Origin of the sequence: Paracidovorax wautersii (assembly GCF_900113035.1) — a bacterium.
GTDB classification, from domain to species: Bacteria; Pseudomonadota; Gammaproteobacteria; order Burkholderiales; family Burkholderiaceae_C; genus Paracidovorax; species Paracidovorax wautersii.
On the sequence record NZ_FONX01000011.1, the window covers coordinates 19,028 to 37,924 of the forward strand.

Genomic DNA, 18,897 nt, shown 5'->3' on the forward strand with positions numbered 1-18,897 from the left:
GTCTAGCCTGCCAGGCTCCGTCAACCGTCCGAAGAGTCGCGAAGGCGAACGATAAATCGCTCCACCGAAGCCGATAAATTGCCGCCGTCCGGCCGAAGCAGGTAGGTGGTGATCACGGCAGAATCCATCGCCAAGGGGCGGATCACCACATCCGGCCGTTGGGAGATGGGAATCTTGGTCGCCGTCATGAAGCCGATGCCGTAGCCGGCGCCGACCAACGTGAGCATCATGTCCAGCGAGGACACTTCCTCGACAACATTCAGCTTGTGCTCCAACGTGTTGAGCAGCCGCTTGAGTTCGCGGCAATAGCCCTCGCATACCTGCGGGTCGCACAGGACAAGTGGATGGCCTTGAAGTTCTTGAAGTGGCACCTCCTTGTAGGTGAGCAATGAGTGACGAGCTGGCACCGCAATCACCAGCGGGTCGTGCCAGATTGGTTCGGCAGCGATACCGTCGCCGACATCGCCCGTGTGCGCGAACCCGATCATGAAGTCGCCCGAACGCAAGCCACGCACTTGCTCTGCCAGAGGCACTTCTGACAAGCGTATTTCGATCTCCGGCTCCTCGGCGCGGCAACGAGCCAGAAATGCCGACAGCCGTGGATCGATAGCCCCATCTGATACAGCGATGCGCAGGCTACCGCGCAAGCCCGATGCCACAGCCTTGGCATTTTCACGAGCCTGTTCCAGCACTGTGAATAGACGGCGAACATCTTGCAAGAAGACCGCGCCCGCCGCCGTTAGAACTGTTCCTCGTCGGTTTCGGTCGAAGAGCACTACGCCCAACTCGTCCTCAAGTTCCTTGATGGCTCGTGATAGCGGTGGTTGTTCGATATGCAGGCGCTCAGCCGCCCGCGTGAAATGTAGCTCCTCAGCAAGAACTACGAAGCAGCGAAGATGGCGCAGCTCCATAGGCCACCCTCCCGTTCCGACTTATCCAACACTGTGCTATCTCCCTATAGAAGTGACTGCCATTCTGGCGGCGGCGAGTTCGGCCACATCATTGGAAACTTCTGGCTGAATGAGCCAGGGCTGGGTTGACCGTGCGATGGCCCGAGGCAGGCACAACACTAGGCGAGCCTGATCAAGTCCGTGGGGTGATAAGGATCAGACGAAGGCTATCTCCAGCCACGCACGTCAATGGATGCCGTGCATCGTCCCCGTCTGACCCTTGGCCGATTGCGAACCAAGCGCTTGAACACGCTTGCGGTTGATCATCACCTGCGGATTGCTGAGGCTCTGCTCCTGGTCCGAGCCAAGGCAAGTACCCTGGGGCAGACGGCAAATGCCGGCGAAAATATTCGCCGGCTCCAGTTGCTGCCCGGAGACTGGCGGGACCAGAATGCCTCTCACCAGAAAGTGTGAGACATCCTGATGCTTAGCCCGCGCCGGATGCTTAATGCCGCACTGAACCATGCGGGTCGATGACGTACTTGTATGCAGAACCCGCGTCGAACTCTTTGTACGCGGCGGGCGCGTCTTCGAGCTTGATGAACTTAGTGTTCATCATCGGCGAAAGGTAAGGCATGCGATCGTTCAGTATCGCCCGCATTAACGCGTGGTTGTAGTTGGCCGTCGGAGATTGACCAGCCGACATTCGCGGCGACTTGATCCAGGCGTTGGACCATTCCAGATCCATATGGCCTTTCTTGGCTTTCGGGTCTTTCGAGATCGGGTTTGCGCAGTACACACCGACCGTACTGGTCATTCCGCCGAAGCGGACATATTTGAGCATTGCGTTGGTAACAGCGCTCTCCACGATCTTGTCAGCCTCCGCGCCAAACCCGCGGCAGTCCACACCAACATAGTCGATGACGCGATCCACCTCCCTGTGCCCGGTAATGCGTTCGAGATGCTCCTCGATCGGCACGCCGTCGGAAAGGTTGATGGTTTCCACGCCGTGTGGCTTGAGAAGGTCCAGCCGCTCTTGAATGTAATCGGCAACGATGATGGCGCCTGCACCCAGAAGTCTGGCGCAGGCGGCACCCGCTCTGCCGACCGGCCCGGCACCGAAGATCAGGATGTTTTCGCCGACGACGTAGGCCGGCGCGGCTGGCCAGTCTGGGCCAGCGAACCCATGGAAAGCTGTGGGTAATACGTCAGAGAGAAGGGTCAGGTCGCGGATTTTTTCCATGGCGGCATCCTTGTCAGGGAAGCGAAGGAGATTGAAATCCGCATACGGTACGAAGAGATAATCACCTTGCCCCCCCGTCCAGCCACCGAGGTTGAACCCGTAGGCTCCGCAGTCGATTTCGGGGTTGGTGTTCTCGCATACATCGGAGCGCATATGCTTGCAGTTGTAGCAACGCCCACACCCCACATTGAAGGGAACGGAAACGATGTCGCCCTTCTTCACGACTTCGACGTCTGATCCCACTTCGATCACTTCGCCGGTCATTTCATGGCCCATGGTCATTCCCTTGGGAACAGCAAACGAACCGCGATAAATGTGAAGGTCGCTGCCACAGATATTTGTGGTAACTATTTTGAGGATAGCGCCATGGGGTGCGCTTTTCCCTTGAGGGGTTATCAGCTCTGGAAATTTGAAGGTGTTGACCTTCATTTCCAAGGGCTTCTCGAAAGTCACGATTCGGTTACCGGTCGGAGTCATTTCGTCACCTCTGTGCGTTAATGTTTCCATCTTCTAAATCGAAGTGGGAAACGAAATTTACCGCTGTCAAGAAGAACGATCGTGGTACTGCCTAGCCGTTGGCCGCGTCTCCTTCTGCGGTCTTGACAGCATCGGATCAAGCTCAGAAGTGGTCAAACTGGAATAATCTATGTACAGATAGGCACGATCTATCTACGCGGGATCGTCGAGCCGTGCTCGTCTCCTAGCCGGGAGAGGGCAACGATCATCGCTACATCGCGCCTCCTAGCTTGATCTAGGAACAGTCAGCTCGACCCAGCGAGACATGAGGAGGCCGCATGCAGCAGGTACTCCTGTCCCCCGAGTTGCCCCTGGACCTAGTGGCCTTCGATGGGTTGCTCAGCACGTGGCGCCTGTTAGCGGCGCACACGGCATGCCTGCAATCTTCGCCTGGTTGAAGCAATACAGAGTTGCTCTTCAAGACTCGCTATTTCAGGGGGCTTTGAGATGAGTCTGCTTTGGGCTGGAACCGACGATGGATCGATATAACGGATTGAAGAGTGGCGGCGAGTTCGGGGGTGTGCACCATTTCGAGCAATGCACGCGATGACGGTGCCTCGAACGCATTTTTCCCAGCAACGAATCCGACATTTGAGTGCGACATTGGTCCATTGATTGCGATTGCGTGGAGATTTGGAATGTGCGCGAGTTGGCCGGCGAGAGATTGCGGAAGAACTGCCGAATATTTTCCTGTCGCCACGTGTGCCGATAGCACGTCAATTGAATCAGTGCGAATAGTCTGCGCGGTACATTGCATCAGCCTATCTTGAATGGGTTCAGGTACTGCCGAGTTCAGCACGCAGAGTTGTCTATTGAGAACATGGTCCCACGTTGTGCTTCGGGGTTGCTGTGTTCTCGCGGCGTGAAAAAGGAAAATGCGTTCACGGTACAGAAGGTGAGTATCGAAGTCTTCCCCTGGGATATCCTCCAAATGCATGAGTGCGATATCCAAATTGTTTTCTCGAATCGCCTGTAGCAGGGAAGAAGCGCCGGAAACCAGAACTGATTGTTGAAGTAAGGGTGTTTTTTCAGCAAGGGCGATGCTTAATGTGGGCGCTACACCGGCAGTTCCTGGGAGTATCCCTAGCCGGAATTGCCCCTCTATACCTCGCCGTAGTGCGGAGAGTTCTCGCTCCAGCCCTTTGCAGTCGTCATACATCTGCTGAGCCCAAGACAGTACGCGCATCCCTTCAGAAGTGAGGCCGTCATAGCGTCGGCCATGACGCACGATCTCGACACCCATGTCTTCCTCCAATTGCTTAATGCCCGCGGAGAGTGTCGGCTGAGAAACATTGCAGCTTTTGGCCGCGTTGCCAAAATGGCCTTCACGGTGCAAAGCAAGCAAGTATTCAAAGTTTCTTACGATCATATATTTTCTTCTGATAAAGTTGATTAGATTTTATACTTTCACGAAAAACCCTGCGCACGCGTCGATCCGCGTCCAACCTTGGGCACGTAGCTGGCACGCATGAAAGGCTGCCGCGCGCAGTGCCCATACAGTAGGTTCGACTCGTCATCGACGGTCAGCACCACAACGCACGGGACAGCCAATAGCGCGAACACAGGTGCTTTGCGCTGTGGGCGAGTCGTCCTCATGTAGCTTAGCAGTTGGCGCGTTCTGGAAGGGAGTAAGCGTGAGTGGTGAGGCACGCAACCGCAAAAGGCGGTGCTAAGCTCTTGAGCTGTTCGGGTCGTGGCCGTTGAAGCGGGGAGAGAATGGAGCCTGCCATGGCCGTTGTGGCGCAGCTGGGGAAATCCTGAAAAAGACTTCCTGATTTGGCAAAATCCCCGGACACCAATCGCCGAGCTTTTCGATGATGAAACAAATGACCTTCGCCGATGCCGAGTACGCCGGTAAGCGCAAGCAGACCCGCAAGGAGCTGTTCCTGATAGAGATGGATCGGGTCGTACCCTGGGAGGGTTTGATTGCTCTGATCAAACCTCATTACCCAAAGGGCGAAGGGGGCCGTCCAGCCTATCCGCTGATGGCGATGCTGCGGATTCATCTAATGCAGAACTGGTTCGGTTACAGCGATCCGGCGATGGAAGAGGCGCTGTACGAGACGACGATCCTGCGCCAGTTTTCCGGTCTGAGCCTGGAGCGAATCCCGGATGAAACCACCATCCTCAACTTCCGTCGCCTGCTGGAAAAGCATGAGTTGGCCACCGGTATTCTCGGCGTGATCAATGGCTATTTGGGCGACCGTGGCTTGTCACTGCGACAAGGCACCATCGTCGATGCCACTCTGATTCATGCGCCCAGTTCGACCAAGAACAAGGACGGCAAACGCGACCCGGAAATGCATCAGACCAAGAAGGGCAACCAGTATTACTTCGGTGCCAAAGCTCACATTGGTGTCGACGATGAGTCCGGGCTTGTGCACAGCGTGGTGGTCACTGCGGCCAACGTCGCGGACGTAACCCAAGTCGACAAACTGCTGCACGGTGGTGAGAACGTGGTCTGCGCTGATGCGGGCTATACCGGTGTAGAGAAGCGTGAAGAGCATGAGGGGCGCCAAGTCATCTGGCAGATTGCAGCCCGGCGCAGCACTTACAAAAAGCACGGTAACCGCAGCGCGTTATACAAAGCGATACGTAAGATCGAAAGAGCCAAGGCCCAGGTTCGCTCCAAGGTTGAGCATCCATTTCGGGTGATCAAGCGCCAGTTTGGTTATACGAAAGTGCGCTTCCGAGGCTTGGTGAAAAACACTGCTCAGATGGTGACGCTGTTCGCCCTGTCGAACATTTGGATGGCGCGTCGACATTTGCTCTCCAATGCAGGAGAGGTGCGTCCGTGAAGAGTGAAGTGACTGCTGCGAGGTGCTTGCAGCGGCAAAAAAGGCTGAAATAGACGGCAGGTTTGACCGGGATTTGAGCGGCTACCGTTTTTTGAAAGTGTCGATGGCGAAGTAGCCGGAAAACAGGGGCTACTTCAGACCATCCCTAGTACACCATGCCCCCAGCGTTTCCTTAGCTGCGATTGACGGGCATGCCTGGCGGTAGCTCAATAACAGCCATTTATGGATGAAGGAACGAGGGGAATAAGGCAGATGAAGATATTCACGATTGGATTCACTAAGACCTCCGCGCGGTCCTTCTTCACCAAGTTAAGTGCTTCTGGTGCCAAGCGCCTTGTCGATGTTCGCCTGAATAATGTTTCGCAATTGGCCGGGTTCGCTAAACGCGAGGATCTTCGATATTTTTCCGAGGCGTTGTGTGGGATGGAATATGAACATCTACCAGCACTTGCTCCAACCAAAGACATGTTCGAGGAATATAAAATAAAAGGGGGAGATTGGGATATCTACGCCAGTAAATTTCTGGATTTAATGTCGTCCCGAAAGATTGAGTCAATCGATAAAGAAAAGATTGATAACAGTTGCCTGCTTTGCAGCGAAGACAAGCCCCATCACTGCCATCGGAGGCTAGTGGCCGAGTACCTTGCAGGCAAATGGCCGAATGTTGAGATCGTGCATCTTTAGAGGGGCGACGTAGCTCCACGTTTCCAACGCCTCGTCTGGAGGGCTGAGAGAGACAAAGGCGCGTATCGGCGGGAGCCGGCGCCACACATTGGGCGTACAGAGCAACCTCGCCCGCCACGGCTCGATGTCAGCGCTCAACGAGGCGAGTGGCTCCAGGTGCATTGGCAGACGGGCCGCTGGCTGACGTCGTGGCGATCGGCGGATATGCACTGGGAAGCCCGCCCATGTGTTGGGCTATCATGTTGGCGACGCCTACGCCCAGGTGGGGCGCGGCAGGATCGCCGTCATTTACACCCCAGTTTGGTACTGCTATAGGTCTTCTGGAATAGCCGATACATCAGGACAAATTGAAGTAGCTCAATTAGGAGATATCTAATGTCAACCGGTATGTTTATTCTGCACTCCAACTATACGCCGGCGGGGGACCAGCCAGAGGCGATCGCGCGGCTGCTGTCGGACATAGAAGAAGGTGCGACGCACCAGACGCTGAAAGGTATCACCGGCTCAGGTAAGACCTTCACCATGGCCAATGTGATTCATCGTCTGAAGCGGCCCACGTTGATCTTGGCTCCCAACAAGACGTTGACCGCGCAGCTCTATAGTGAAATGAAGCACTTCTTTCCTGAGAATGCGGTCGAGTACTTCGTTTCGTATTACGACTATTTTCAGCCCGAGATCTATATGCCGGGCACCGATCGTTTCATACCGAAGGACTCGGCCATCAATGACCACCTTGAGCGCCTGCGCCTGTCCACGACCAAATCCTTGATTGAGCGTCGTGACGTGATCGTCGTCGCTTCGGTGTCTTCAATCTACGGCCTGGGTGATCCAGATGCATATCGAGCGCTACAGATCGCTCTGTCCCCTGGGGTCAAACTAAACCAGAGAGAGCTAATTCGTCGCTTGGCTTTGCTGCAATATGATCGCACGGAGCGTACGCTCAAGCGTGCAACGTTCCGCGTCCAAGGTGATGTGATTGACATTTTCCCCGCTGATTCCGAGTACAGGGCGGTTCGGGTGGAACTGTTGGATGACACTGTTGCGTCTGTCCAATGGATGGACCCTGTTACTGGCAAGACGTTGGGAGAGATAGACCATTATTTGGTTTCGCCAAAAACGCTTTTCGCACCGCCCACGAACAAAATAGATTCTGCATCCAAAAAGATACTCGCTGATATGGAAGAGCGGGTTGCCGAGCTGAACAGGAATAATCGCTTGGTCGAGGCAAACAGACTGTACGAGCGGATCACGCATGACGTGGAAATGATGCGCGAGGTCGGCTATTGCTCGGGGATGGAGAATTATTCCTGCTACTTCAGCGACCGAGACGCAGCTTCTCCTCCGATCACGTTGCTGGATTATTTGCCGAAAGACGGGCTGCTGTTCGTCGATGAATCTCATGTCATGGTGCCACAGATATCCGCAATGTACCGGGGGGATCAGGCGCGCAAGGACACGCTGATCGATTACGGGTTCCGTTTGCCTTCATCGAAGAACAACCGGCCATTGAACTTTGACGAGTTCGAGAAGGTCAAGCCTCAGACCATCTTTGTTTCCGCTACTCCGGGCGACTACGAGCTGAGGGTGTCGAAAGGCAGGGTTGTCGAACAGGTTATCAGGCCAACGGGACTGCTTGACCCCAAGGTTGAAGTGCGGAAAGCGGATGGATACATAGATGACCTGCTTGCCGAAATATCGAAGTGCGTGAAGAGAAAGAATCGAGTGCTTGTGACTACGCTGACGAAGGTCAGTGCAGAAGAGCTAACGGATTTCTTGACGGACAACGGGATTCGAGCGCGCTACATGCATTCGGACATAAAAGCGGAGGATCGTGTTGAGATCATCAATGGCCTGCGCGCAGGAGAGTTCGATGTTTTGATTGGGATTAGTCTTTTGCGCGAAGGGCTGGATATTCCAGAGGCATCATTGGTTGCCATTCTCGATGCAGACCGTGCAGGGTTCTTGCGTTCGGCCCATGCGCTCATTCAGATGATCGGTCGAGTCGCTCGGAATGAAAACGGCAAGGCGATCTTGTACGCCGACGCGGTGACGCCGGCGATGAAGCAGGCGATCGATGAGACCAATAGGCGCAGGCAGCTTCAAATTGCCTTTAACGAGGAAAATGGGATTTCTCCAGCCTCGTCTGTGCGAAAACTAGCAGGGGAAGAGACGAATACGGAGGAGCCCACCGTTCATTCCGAGGCTTTCTGCGAGAACTTGTCCGACCTTTGCGATCAGATCACTGCCAAGGAACAGCAGCTACTCGAATTTACCGATACCGGTGACGAGCAGCGCGTCGAAGACATTCGTCATCAGTTGGATGGGTTGTACCGGCAATTCATTTACATCTAATCGTTCGCCGGCATTGAGTTGCATGGCCGACCGATCTGCACCTGGGGCAAGCGGGCAGACGGTCGGCTCATCATTCAACCGGAGGGGTGAGCCGCCGAGGCTCAGTGCCCCGCTTTCCAAGGTGTGTGCCCTACAGCGTCTTGCGACGTGTCAGCGCAAAGCTGGCAACGATCCAACGGCGACCAGCATTTCATCAAATACCGCTCGAACCCTTCCCGGAATGGGGCCACGCTGAGGCCGATAGACGTACAACCCCCATGCCGGAGGTTCTTCGTTCTCCAGCACTCGCACGAGCTTCCCGCTGGCAATGTAGGGGGCGGCCATGTAGTCCGCCAGTTGCGCGAACGCGATCCCGGCCAGCGCCGCTCCCATTTCCATGTCGGCATTGTCTGCGACGAGAGTGGGTGCGGTAGGTGTCCACTGGCGTCCCGCCTTGAAGTGCCAAGGCCAGGGACGGCCGGTATTGATATCCAAGGCCACGGTAACTGGCAGGCTGCTTAGCGCATCGATGTTTGCAGGTACGCCCACTTTCTTGATCAGGCGCGGAGCGGCAACGATGGGGAGTCTCATGTCGGCGGCCTTGCGTGCGACGAAGCGGCTATCGCGCATGAATCCGACCCTGATCCCGACGTCAATCCCTTCGTCAACCGTATTGCTGATGCGATCGGACAGGCGCACATCCAGCGTGATGCCGGGATGGCGCGCGGCCACGCGCTCCAGTGCCGGTAGCACCGCTCTGGTGCCCAAGCTGTGCGGTGCGGTGATGCGAACCGTACCGGACAGAGAGGCCTGCTGGTCGGAGCCAGGCGTTCGCCACAGATCCTCGAACCGCTCCAATGCGGGGCGCACTTGGTCTAGCAGCCCTTCGCCGAAGGCGGTGATGCGCACCTGGCGCGTGCTTCGATGAAACAACACCTCGCCGTAGTGTTGCTCCAGTTGCTGGATGGCACGGGTTACACCTTGCGGAGAAGTCCCCAGCCGGACGGCCGCATCGCGAAAACTGCTGCTTTCGGCCGCCACCCGAAAGATGCGCAGTAGTTCCATTTCCTTGTTCATGACGCACGCCTTATGGCCGATTTCGCTGCTCGTTGATTGTTCCAGATTGTGGAATTATAAAATCGCAACAATTCCATATACAAGGGAGGCGCGGTTGCCCAGACTGACAACACCCCGGAATGCTCCGCTCCGAACAACCCAATAAGGAACGCGAATGAACGCTGCGACTCTCATCACTGCCTACTACGACGCCTTCAACCGCGGTGACCGCGAGGCCATGCTGTCAATGTTGACCGATGACGTCGCGCACGACTTGAACCAGGGCGCTCGTGAGGTCGGTCGCGAAGCCTTCCGCGCCTTCCTGCAGCGCATGGACCGCTGCTATGGCGAGCAACTGCGCGGGATCGTGGTGATGGTCAGCGCCGACGGCCTGTGTGCAGGCGCGGAGTACGTGGTGCATGGCGAATACAAGGTCACGGACGACGGGCTGCCGGAAGCCCAGGGCCAGCGCTACGTGCTGCCGGGCGGCGCGTTCTTCGAGATCCGCGATGGCAAGATCGCTCGTGTCACCAACTACTACAACCTCGGCGACTGGATCGCACAGGTTGGAGGGGACGCCTGAAATGACCAGCGACGTGCAGGTGCTGGTTCATCGTGGTCCGGACATTGCCGAATGGTTCGATGCCGTGGCAGGCCTGCGGGCGAGCGTCTTCCGCAGCTTTCCTTACCTGTACGAGGGCGACACCGAATACGAGAAGCACTACCTCGCTATGTACGCCCGTTCGGCAGACAGCCTGCTGGTACTCGCGCTCGCTGATGACGTGGTCGTGGGTGCGTCCACGGGATTGCCGCTCGGCGATGCGGAGCCGGCCTTCCAGGTGCCGTTCGCCGATCGAGGAATCCCGATGGAGGCAGTGTTTTACTGCGGCGAATCAGTCCTGCTCCCGGCCTTCCGGGGCCTTGGCCTGGGCCATCGCTTCTTTGACGAACGCGAAGCGCATGCCCGTTCGTTGGGCGGCATGCAGTGGACATCGTTCGCGTCGGTGGATCGAGCAGACGACGATCCCCGGCGTCCTTCCAACTACCGCAGTAATGATCCCTTCTGGATCCGTCGTGGCTACGTGCGGCAGTCGGACATGAAGGTTACGCTGCCCTGGAAACAGGTGGGTGAGCCGAGCGAAACCGAGCAGACGCTCACGATGTGGCTGCGCTCCCTGGAGAACGCGAAATGAAAGTAGCAGTTGCGAAATACGCAGTGGGTCAGCCCACGGGCTTCGAGGCATTCGCAGCGCGGCAGCGGCGGGTTCTGGAGGAGGCGAGCCGTGCCGGAGCGGAACTGGCCGTGTTGCCAGAATATCTGTCCCTCGAACTGGCTGCGATGTTCGAGCCTGGCATCCGCCAGGATTTCAACGCCTCGCTGGCCGCGCTGCAGGCCTTGCAGCCTGCGTGGCTGGCCCTGTACACCGACCTGGCGCGCGAGCTGCGCATGACCATTCAGGCCGGTACGTTCTTGACCCGGGTTGGACCGGATCGCTATCGCAACCGGGCGTGGTGGTTTGCGCCGGACGGCACGCGTGACTACCAGGACAAATTGCAGTTGACGGGGTTCGAGAAAGACACTGGCGTCATCGAGGGGGGCGACGAACTCAAAGTGTTCGACCTGAATGGCGTGCGTGCCGGCATCGCTGTCTGCTACGACAGTGAGTTTCCATTGCCCGTGCGAGCCCAGCGAGAGGCGGGTGCACGCCTGCTGTTGGTCCCGAGCTGTACGGACACGAGGGCAGGTGCAACCCGGGTTCGTGTGGGCTGCATGGCGCGGGCACTGGAGAACCGGATGTTCGTCGCACAGGCCGTGACGACCGGAGCTGCTGACTGGAGTCCGGCGCTGGACACGAACACTGGCGAGGCCACGATCTATGCACCCATGGATCGTGGATTCCCCGAGGATGGCATTCTCGCGACTACTTGCGGCACGCAGACATGGGCGATCGGTGATCTTGACGTTGAAGCACTCGAACGAAACCAAGAACAGGCCCAGGTTGCGGTCGATCGTGACTGGGACGGACAGATGTTGCCTGCACTGCGGAAAGCTCGACACTCGGGTCATCAGGTCGCCTAGCCGGTCTCATCTTGATAGCTTCAACTCGATGAGTCGGCTTAGATAGGTCATATCTATCTGCGCATAGATTTTTCCAGTTTGACCAGTTTTGAACTTGCCCCGATGCTGTCGATACATGCAAGAAATATTCATTGATTTGAATGTTTTGCGCTTCTTGGGAACAAACCTGTACTAGCCTGTAAGAGTGCTCGAAGAGCACAGAATTTGTGGCAAAGTTCGGCCGCATATACTATGGGGGAGTATTGTATAATGCGGCGGTGTACCCAAGTAGAGAGGTGTTCGATGCCACACAGTCCGGAAGAAAAGAAGCAAGCACTGACGCGCATCCGGCGCATCAAAGGTCAGGTAGCGACTCTTGAGCAAGCGCTTGATGCAGGTGCGGAATGCCCTGCAATTCTTCAGCAGCTTGCGGCCGTTCGTGGGGCAGTCAACGGATTGATGGCAACCGTTCTGGAGAGCTATCTGCGGGAAGAATTTCCCAGTAGCGAAATCAGGAGCGATTCGCAGAACAAGTCCATTGACGAGACCATCTCTATCGTCCGCTCCTATCTGCGATAGAGGCACCAGGGTGCCCTCGGTGAGGGCAAATTTAGTTAGCTAGTAAAGGAAGCGACATCATGAAATCACGTGCAGCAGTTGCCTTCGGGCCAGGAAAGCCGCTGGAAATCGTCGAGATCGACGTCGAGCCGCCGCGCAAGGGCGAGGTGCTCATCAAGATCACGAATACCGGCGTTTGCCATACCGACGCCTTCACCCTGTCGGGCGACGACCCCGAAGGTCTCTTCCCGGTCGTGCTGGGTCATGAAGGTGCGGGTATCGTCGTGGAGGTGGGTGAAGGTGTGACCAGCGTGAAGCCTGGCGATCACGTCATTCCGCTCTACACCGCCGAATGCGGCGAGTGCCTGTTCTGCAAGTCCGGCAAGACCAACCTGTGTGTCGCGGTTCGCGCAACCCAGGGCAAGGGGCTGATGCCCGATGGTACGACTCGCTTCTCGTACAACGGTCAGCCGCTTTACCACTACATGGGCTGCTCGACCTTCAGCGAATACACGGTCGTCGCCGAAGTCTCGCTGGCCAAGATCAACCCGGACGCCAACCCCGAGCACGTCTGCCTGCTGGGCTGCGGCGTGACCACCGGCATCGGCGCCGTGCACAACACGGCCAAGGTACAGCCCGGCGACTCGGTGGCCATCTTCGGCCTCGGCGGCATCGGTCTCGCTGCGATTCAAGGTGCACGCCAGGCCAAAGCGGGCCGCATCATCGCCATCGATACCAATCCGGCGAAGTTCGAACTGGCTCGTACCTTCGGCGCGACCGAATGTCTCAACCCGAAGGACTTCGACAAGCCGATTCACGAGGTTCTGATCGAGATGACTGGCTGGGGTGTCGATCACACCTTCGAGTGCATCGGCAACGTCAACGTGATGCGTTCGGCTCTGGAAGCTGCCCACCGCGGCTGGGGCCAGTCGATCGTCATCGGCGTCGCCGGGGCCGGCAAGGAAATCTCGACCCGTCCGTTCCAGTTGGTCACCGGCCGGACCTGGAAGGGGTCGGCTTTCGGCGGGGTCAAGGGGCGCACCCAACTCCCGGGCATGGTGGAAGACGCAATGAAAGGCGAGATCGATCTCGCCCCGTTCGTCACTCACACCATGGGTCTCGACGAGATCAACCACGCCTTCGACCTGATGCATGAAGGCAAGTCGATTCGCACGGTGATCCACTACTGATCACTCACTATCCATTCAACACCAACCACCAAGGAAATTAACCATGTCCAATCCTGTCATTTCCGGCGACGGCATCTTCTCGCACGTCTTCATCGGCGCCGCCGACGTCCAGAAGTCGGCCGCGTTCTATGACGCCGCTCTGGGTGCTCTCGGCATCAAGAACCTCGGTCCTTTCGGCAACGGATGGGTGCTTTTCGGTCGCGAAAAGCCGGCTTTCATCATCGCCCGTCCGGGCAATGGTGAAGCGCCTTCCAGCAACGGCGTGACGGTCGGCTTTGCGGCCGCCACTCCCGCCGAAGTGGATGCCTTCCACGCCGCCGGCCTTGCCGCAGGCGGCACCGACGAGGGCCAGCCTGGCCCGCGTGGCCACCTGCCGGGTGCCTATGCGGCCTACCTGCGTGATCCGGCGGGCAACAAGGTTTGCTCGTACACCTTCGTCTGAAAGCTAGGAAGCTGAGGGCGTTCTGAAAGGGCCAGCACAAGCCTCTACACGGCGAGCCTATTAGACGGACCGTGTAGAGCGGTGCCCGCTCATGAAGATCGGCCCGCAGCCATGTGCGAAACGCATGGCTGCGGGCATTTGCTTTGAAGCGTGTTTTTCAACCAAGAAGAAATGAGGTCGTTATGAAAGAGCCGGCCAACATCAATACGACGACCGTACAACCCACCCCGACCGCCACCGTGTACGGCATGCCGGCCTATACCGATCGTGCTGCCGCCGTGGGTGAAGTGCACGCGCGCCCGCATCTCTTGATTCAGGCCCCCCGCGGCATATTGCAGCTCGCTTTCATGACCGAAGGCGACCAGGCCAGGGATCAGATGGCGATGAGCGAGTTGTCTCATCGCTTCGGCGTTGCCGAACCCGACCATACTACGCCGCTCCACGGCGTGACATGGGATGAAGGAGACCTGCACTGCGAAAAGCACACCGAGTTCTCGACGTATCTCTGGTGCGCTTCGCTGGATTCCGAGACGGGAGAGCCGTGCGGCGAAAATCCGTTCAAGCATGGATTTGTTCCTCCCGGCCCGGTCGTATCCGGCATCCGTTTGAGACTTCTTCCGTGGACGCCGGAAACGGAGAAGGAGGTCGATCGCTTCGATCCTGCCAGCCTGTGCTACTCGCTGGTGGAGAACGGCTCTGCCGCCATCCTGACCGACTTTCGACAGGATGAGGATGGCCTGACGCAGATCCTCGTCCTGGCCCGCGATTTGACCCCGGCGCGGGCGGGTGCGCTGGCTCAACGTCTGCTGGAGATCGAGACTTACCGCACCTTGGCGTTGCTGTCCCTGCCGTTGACACGATCGATGACGTCGGAACTGCGACGCATGGAGTCGCGCCTTGCGGCGATCACCGACGAGATGTGTACGAGCTTGGTGGAACGGCGCGACAGCGACGTGCTGCTGTCCGAATTGACCGGCCTGGCTGCCGAGCTGGAAGCTGGCGTTGCGGCGAATCTCTATCGCTTCGGCGCCAGCCGTGCCTACTACGAGATCGTCGAGGAAAGGCTGGCAGCGCTTTCGGAAGAGGCCGTATCCGGGTACTGCACCTGGGCGGATTTCCTGCAGCGTCGCATCGCTCCCGCCATGCGGACATGCCAATCCGTAAAGGAGCGCCAGACCAAGCTCTCCGACAAGCTGACCCGGGCCATCGCGTTGCTGCGTTCCTGGATCGACGTCGAGCTTGAACGCCAGAACCGCGATCTGCTTGCGTCGATGAACAACCGGGCCAAGATGCAATTGCGCCTTCAGCAAACCGTCGAAGGCCTGTCGGTCGCGGCAATTTCTTATTACGTCGTGAGTCTTCTCGGCTATTTGCTCAAGGGCATTCCGATGGTTCACGACAGCGTGGCGCCGGTGATGGCGGTTCTGGTGCCTGCGGTGATGCTGACGATCTGGTGGATCGTGCGCAGGATCAGACACGCCCACGGCGACACGGCAGCGGAAGAGAAATCTTCCTGACGAGCTGCCGTCCTGGCGCGCGAGAGCTGCGCCGTTCCTTTGAACATAGGAGAACACCATGGAACGCATCGAACATCACGCCAGCTTTGATGGTTGGCAGGACGTTTATCAGCATGAATCCACGACGCTCGGTTGCACGATGAAAGTCGGCGTCTATCTGCCTCCGCAGGCACAGCACGGCAAGGTGCCGGTGCTGTACTGGCTTTCAGGCCTCACCTGCACCGAGCAGAACTTCATCACCAAGTCCGCCGTCCAGCGCTACGCAGCCGAACATGGCATTGCCGTCGTCGCGCCCGATAGCAGCGCTCGCGGCGAAGGCGTTGCCGACGATCCCGCCTATGACCTCGGACAGGGGGCAGGTTTCTACGTCAACGCCACGCAGGAACCCTGGGCTGCGAATCATCGGATGTATGACTACGTGGTGCAGGAACTACCGGCGCTGATCGAGGCCCACTTTCCCGTGACAGCGGAGCGGAGCATCAGCGGCCATTCCATGGGGGGACACGGTGCTCTGGTCATCGCCCTGCGCAACCCGGGCCGTTATCGAAGCGTCTCGGCCTTCTCGCCCATCGTCGCGCCCACCCAGGTTCCCTGGGGACACAAGGCCTTCGAGGCGTACCTGGGCAGCGACCGGGAGGCGTGGAAGCAGTACGACACCGTGGAGCTGATTCGCACCGTGCAGGAGCGTCTGCCGCTGCTGGTGGATCAGGGTTTGGGCGACGAGTTCCTGGAGAGTCAGCTTCAGCCCGATCTGCTGCGCAAGGCCTGCGACGAGACGGGGCACCCGCTCACGTTGAATCTGCGCCCAGGCTACGACCACAGCTACTACTTCATTGCCAGTTTCATTGGCGAGCATATGGCACACCACGCATCGGCGCTGAAACGCTGAGAGAGAGGAGATCAGGTCATGACAAAGACCTCCAAAAACCGACATCACGTCGTCATTATCGGAGCGGGCTTCGGCGGGATCGAGGTTGCCAACCAGCTTGCTGGTGCCGAGGTCGATGTGACGATCATCGACCGGCGCAATCATCACCTGTTCCAGCCGCTGCTTTACCAGGTCGCAGGGGCATCTCTCTCGACATCCGAGATCGCCTGGCCTATTCGCTATCTATTCCGAAATCGCCCGGAAGTGAACACCTTGATGGCGGAAGTGGAAGGTATCGACCAGGACGCGCGTCAGGTCATTCTCAACAATGGCTCGCGCCAAACCTACGACACGCTCGTACTCGCGACAGGTGCTACCCATGCCTATTTCGGACACGACGAATGGGGGGCTTTCGCGCCGGGGTTGAAGACGCTGGAAGATGCCACGACCATTCGAGGCCGAATCCTCGCGGCTTTCGAGGAGGCCGAGCGCACGAGCGATCCTCAGCAGCGTGCCGCGCTGCAGACGTTCGTCATCATCGGTGGTGGTCCCACCGGGGTTGAATTGGCCGGGACCATCGCCGAGCTTGCACGAGACACGCTGGCGCGTGACTTCCGCTCGATCGACCCGAGCACGTCCCGGGTTGTACTGATCGAGGCGGGCCCGCGTCTGTTGTCCGTCTTTCCAGAGGATCTTTCGGCCTATACGCGCCAGGCACTCGAAAAGCTCGGGGTCGAGGTCGTGCTGGGTACGCCGGTCACCGAATGCTCGGCCGACGGCGTGGTGTATGGCGGCAAGCCTCTTTCGGCCAAGACCATCGTTTGGGCCGCCGGCGTCCAGGCGTCTCCCGCGGCTCGCTGGTTGGGTGCTGCGTCTGATCGTGCGGGTCGAGTGGTCGTTGGTCCCGACCTGACGGTGGCCGGTCGCCCGGAGGTCTTCGCCATCGGCGATACCGCCTCGTGCACCATGGCTGATGGGAAGCCCGTACCGGGCATCGCCCCCGCCGCCAAACAGCAAGGCAAGTACGTCGCCAACCTCATTGGACGGCGTTTGAAAGGCAAGCCCGCTGACGGGCCTTTCAAATACCGGCATCAGGGGAACCTGGCCACCATCGGCCGCAGCCTGGCCGTAATTGACATGGGGCGGGTTAAGCTGCGTGGAGCCTTTGCGTGGTGGATCTGGAAGCTCGCGCATATCTACTTTCTGATCGGTACGCGAAATCGTCTCAGCGTCGCGTTGAGCTGGGTATGGAACCATAGCATCGGCTACCGCGGCTCTCGCATCATCATGCATGCGATTAGCGACAAAGAGCCCACGGCGTTGGATAAATCCGGCTCTCTGGATTGAGGTGCACACCTTATCGGAACGTCAACTATCAGAAATACCAGGGAGAGGAACTTGACCGATCTATTCACGACAAAGCCCAAGCCTCCCTTGGCCGAACTCCTGCGGCCCAAGACGCTGGATGAATTCGTCGGGCAACGGCACTTGCTCGGCCCCGGCAAGCCGCTTCGTCTCGCGTTCGAGGCGGGCAAGTTGCACTCGTTCATCCTCTGGGGGCCGCCAGGCGTGGGCAAGACCACCCTGGGGCGCCTGGCCGCCAGTGCGACCGACAGCCGATTCATCGCCATCTCGGCCGTGCTTGCCGGGGTGAAGGACATCCGGCAAGCCATCGACGAGGCCCAGGCAGAACTGGGCAACCATGGTCGATCGACGGTGCTTTTCGTCGATGAGATCCATCGCTTCAACAAGGCGCAGCAGGATGCCCTACTGCCCCATGTCGAGTCGGGGCTCCTGACCCTGGTGGGGGGAACGACCGAGCATCCGGGGCTGGCGGTCAATTCCGCTCTGCTCTCACGCGCGCAGGTCTATACCCTCGAACCGCTGTCCGGCGACGAACTGAACCAGCTCTACGAACGCGCACTGCCGCATCTCCAGGGCGTCACGTTGGACGCGGACGCGCTGGATCTGCTCAAGGGCTTTGCCGATGGCGATGGCAGGCGCTTCCTCAATCTGCTTGAGCAGGTGACGAATGCTGCGTCGGGCGCGGGCAAGGCCGTGGTCGATGGCGAGTTTGCCAAACTGTCCACCAGCCCATCACTGCGCAGGTTCGACAAGGGCGGCGACGAGTTCTACTGGCAGCTCTCCGCCTTCCACAAGTCGCTGCGGGGCTCCGACCCCGACGCGGCCCTGTACTGGCTGGCCCGCATCCTCGACGGCAGCGGCGACGTCAGCCAGGTGACGCGCCGCATGATCGTGGTGGCCAGCGAAGACATCGGCAATGCCGACCCGCAGGCGCTGCAACTGGCGCTCAATGCCGCGCTGGCTTATGAGAGGCTGGGTTCCCCCGAAGGCGAAATACCGATTGCCCACGCGGCGACCTACCTTGCTGCCGCCCCCAAGTCGAACGCTGCCTATGCCGCCTGGAACAAGGCGAAGGCCTTCGTCAAGAACAGCGGCTCCCTGCCTGTGCCTCTCCATCTTCGCAATGCGCCGACGAAGCTGATGCAGCAGATGGGGTATCACGAAGGCTACCGCTATGCCCATGACGAGCCCAACGGCTATGCCGCTGGGCAAAGCTACTTTCCCGAGGGCGTGGCGCGGCCGGGCTGGTATCAGCCAACGGACAGAGGTGTTGAGCGCAGGCTGGGAGAAAGGCTTACTTGGCTGCGCTCGCTGGATGATGGGACGCTGCCAGAGGCGGACGCCTGACCGGTCGCCTCCGAAACCGGCTCATCGCGACTT

General features: G+C 58.6%; 18 protein-coding genes. 13 read left to right on the plus strand and 5 right to left on the minus strand.

What is annotated here, in order from left to right; genetic code table 11:
• Positions 1-20 precede the first annotated feature (20 nt).
• The 4 genes from BM070_RS15630 to BM070_RS15640 all read right to left on the minus strand — a co-directional run bounded on the left by BM070_RS15630 (position 21) and on the right by BM070_RS15640 (position 4,018).
• Positions 21-911, minus strand: a complete 891-nt coding sequence (locus BM070_RS15630) for a LysR family transcriptional regulator (protein WP_023103878.1) — start codon at positions 909-911, stop codon at positions 21-23.
• 225 nt (positions 912-1,136) lie between these two features.
• A complete protein-coding gene (locus tag BM070_RS24830) occupies positions 1,137-1,352 on the minus strand; it encodes a hypothetical protein (protein ID WP_023464794.1) in 216 nt (71 codons plus the stop codon).
• A 43-nt stretch (positions 1,353-1,395) separates the two neighbouring features.
• Entirely contained in the window at positions 1,396-2,610 is a 1,215-nt protein-coding gene (locus tag BM070_RS15635) for a glutathione-independent formaldehyde dehydrogenase (RefSeq protein ID WP_023093406.1), read from the minus strand.
• 466 nt (positions 2,611-3,076) lie between these two features.
• A complete protein-coding gene (locus tag BM070_RS15640) occupies positions 3,077-4,018 on the minus strand; it encodes a LysR family transcriptional regulator (RefSeq protein ID WP_028698648.1) in 942 nt (313 codons plus the stop codon).
• Between the two features lie 448 nt (positions 4,019-4,466).
• Here BM070_RS15640 and BM070_RS15645 point away from each other — a divergent pair, with 448 nt between their 5' ends.
• The 3 genes from BM070_RS15645 (at position 4,467) to uvrB (ending at position 8,483) form a co-directional block, all read left to right on the plus strand.
• Positions 4,467-5,447 (plus strand): IS5-like element ISPa26 family transposase, encoded by a 981-nt coding sequence (locus BM070_RS15645; RefSeq protein WP_024086516.1) that lies wholly within the window; start codon positions 4,467-4,469, stop codon positions 5,445-5,447.
• A gap of 252 nt (positions 5,448-5,699) precedes the next feature.
• The gene (locus tag BM070_RS15650; protein ID WP_023835768.1) at positions 5,700-6,131 is read left to right on the plus strand and encodes a DUF488 domain-containing protein; all 432 of its coding nucleotides are present in this window, start codon (positions 5,700-5,702) and stop codon (positions 6,129-6,131) included.
• 375 nt (positions 6,132-6,506) lie between these two features.
• On the plus strand, positions 6,507-8,483 hold the full coding sequence (uvrB, locus tag BM070_RS15660) for an excinuclease ABC subunit UvrB (RefSeq protein ID WP_028690943.1): 1,977 nt from the start codon (positions 6,507-6,509) through the stop codon (positions 8,481-8,483).
• 150 nt (positions 8,484-8,633) lie between these two features.
• Here the strand turns inward: uvrB and BM070_RS15665 are convergent, their stop codons facing one another.
• Complete coding sequence (locus BM070_RS15665; RefSeq protein ID WP_023103881.1) at positions 8,634-9,539, minus strand: LysR family transcriptional regulator; 906 nt, start codon at positions 9,537-9,539, stop codon at positions 8,634-8,636.
• A gap of 154 nt (positions 9,540-9,693) precedes the next feature.
• On the opposite strand from BM070_RS15665, the gene BM070_RS15670 reads away from it, so the two are divergent.
• The 10 genes from BM070_RS15670 to BM070_RS15715 all read left to right on the plus strand — a co-directional run bounded on the left by BM070_RS15670 (position 9,694) and on the right by BM070_RS15715 (position 18,864).
• Positions 9,694-10,101: a ketosteroid isomerase-related protein gene (locus BM070_RS15670; protein WP_023103882.1), complete on the plus strand. Its 408-nt coding sequence runs from the start codon at positions 9,694-9,696 to the stop codon at positions 10,099-10,101.
• Between the two features lies 1 nt (position 10,102).
• On the plus strand, positions 10,103-10,711 hold the full coding sequence (locus BM070_RS15675; protein ID WP_028690944.1) for a GNAT family N-acetyltransferase: 609 nt from the start codon (positions 10,103-10,105) through the stop codon (positions 10,709-10,711).
• Positions 10,708-11,598 (plus strand): carbon-nitrogen hydrolase family protein, encoded by an 891-nt coding sequence (locus BM070_RS15680; RefSeq protein ID WP_028690945.1) that lies wholly within the window; start codon positions 10,708-10,710, stop codon positions 11,596-11,598. Before BM070_RS15675 ends, BM070_RS15680 begins: the two co-directional genes overlap by 4 nt.
• Positions 11,599-11,880: 282 nt before the next feature.
• Positions 11,881-12,156 (plus strand): formaldehyde-responsive transcriptional repressor FrmR, encoded by a 276-nt coding sequence (gene frmR / locus BM070_RS15685; protein WP_007182548.1) that lies wholly within the window; start codon positions 11,881-11,883, stop codon positions 12,154-12,156.
• A 59-nt stretch (positions 12,157-12,215) separates the two neighbouring features.
• A complete protein-coding gene (locus BM070_RS15690) occupies positions 12,216-13,325 on the plus strand; it encodes an S-(hydroxymethyl)glutathione dehydrogenase/class III alcohol dehydrogenase (RefSeq protein WP_011871467.1) in 1,110 nt (369 codons plus the stop codon).
• 43 nt (positions 13,326-13,368) lie between these two features.
• Positions 13,369-13,767, plus strand: a complete 399-nt coding sequence (locus tag BM070_RS15695) for a VOC family protein (protein WP_023103885.1) — start codon at positions 13,369-13,371, stop codon at positions 13,765-13,767.
• Positions 13,768-13,949: 182 nt separating this feature from the next.
• A complete protein-coding gene (locus BM070_RS15700) occupies positions 13,950-15,284 on the plus strand; it encodes a DUF3422 family protein (protein ID WP_023464791.1) in 1,335 nt (444 codons plus the stop codon).
• Positions 15,285-15,342: 58 nt separating this feature from the next.
• On the plus strand, positions 15,343-16,173 hold the full coding sequence (fghA, locus tag BM070_RS15705; RefSeq protein WP_023464790.1) for an S-formylglutathione hydrolase: 831 nt from the start codon (positions 15,343-15,345) through the stop codon (positions 16,171-16,173).
• An 18-nt stretch (positions 16,174-16,191) separates the two neighbouring features.
• Positions 16,192-17,499 carry an NAD(P)/FAD-dependent oxidoreductase gene (locus BM070_RS15710; RefSeq protein ID WP_028690947.1) on the plus strand — a complete coding sequence of 436 codons (1,308 nt, stop codon included), beginning with the start codon at positions 16,192-16,194 and terminating at the stop codon, positions 17,497-17,499.
• 51 nt (positions 17,500-17,550) lie between these two features.
• A complete protein-coding gene (locus tag BM070_RS15715; RefSeq protein ID WP_028690948.1) occupies positions 17,551-18,864 on the plus strand; it encodes a replication-associated recombination protein A in 1,314 nt (437 codons plus the stop codon).
• Positions 18,865-18,897 lie beyond the last annotated feature (33 nt).

Bases quoted from the DNA above. Each gene is read 5' to 3' on its own strand.
- BM070_RS15630 (WP_023103878.1), bottom strand. From the start codon at position 911: ATGGAGCTGCGCCATCTTCGCTGCTTCGTAGTTCTTGCTGAGGAGCTA.
- BM070_RS15635 (WP_023093406.1), bottom strand. From the start codon at position 2,610: ATGACTCCGACCGGTAACCGAATCGTGACTTTCGAGAAGCCCTTGGAA.
- BM070_RS15640 (WP_028698648.1), bottom strand. From the start codon at position 4,018: ATGATCGTAAGAAACTTTGAATACTTGCTTGCTTTGCACCGTGAAGGC.
- BM070_RS15645 (WP_024086516.1), top strand. From the start codon at position 4,467: ATGAAACAAATGACCTTCGCCGATGCCGAGTACGCCGGTAAGCGCAAG.
- BM070_RS15650 (WP_023835768.1), top strand. From the start codon at position 5,700: ATGAAGATATTCACGATTGGATTCACTAAGACCTCCGCGCGGTCCTTC.
- uvrB (WP_028690943.1), top strand. From the start codon at position 6,507: ATGTCAACCGGTATGTTTATTCTGCACTCCAACTATACGCCGGCGGGG.
- BM070_RS15665 (WP_023103881.1), bottom strand. From the start codon at position 9,539: ATGAACAAGGAAATGGAACTACTGCGCATCTTTCGGGTGGCGGCCGAA.
- BM070_RS15670 (WP_023103882.1), top strand. From the start codon at position 9,694: ATGAACGCTGCGACTCTCATCACTGCCTACTACGACGCCTTCAACCGC.
- BM070_RS15675 (WP_028690944.1), top strand. From the start codon at position 10,103: ATGACCAGCGACGTGCAGGTGCTGGTTCATCGTGGTCCGGACATTGCC.
- BM070_RS15680 (WP_028690945.1), top strand. From the start codon at position 10,708: ATGAAAGTAGCAGTTGCGAAATACGCAGTGGGTCAGCCCACGGGCTTC.
- frmR (WP_007182548.1), top strand. From the start codon at position 11,881: ATGCCACACAGTCCGGAAGAAAAGAAGCAAGCACTGACGCGCATCCGG.
- BM070_RS15690 (WP_011871467.1), top strand. From the start codon at position 12,216: ATGAAATCACGTGCAGCAGTTGCCTTCGGGCCAGGAAAGCCGCTGGAA.
- BM070_RS15695 (WP_023103885.1), top strand. From the start codon at position 13,369: ATGTCCAATCCTGTCATTTCCGGCGACGGCATCTTCTCGCACGTCTTC.
- BM070_RS15700 (WP_023464791.1), top strand. From the start codon at position 13,950: ATGAAAGAGCCGGCCAACATCAATACGACGACCGTACAACCCACCCCG.
- fghA (WP_023464790.1), top strand. From the start codon at position 15,343: ATGGAACGCATCGAACATCACGCCAGCTTTGATGGTTGGCAGGACGTT.
- BM070_RS15710 (WP_028690947.1), top strand. From the start codon at position 16,192: ATGACAAAGACCTCCAAAAACCGACATCACGTCGTCATTATCGGAGCG.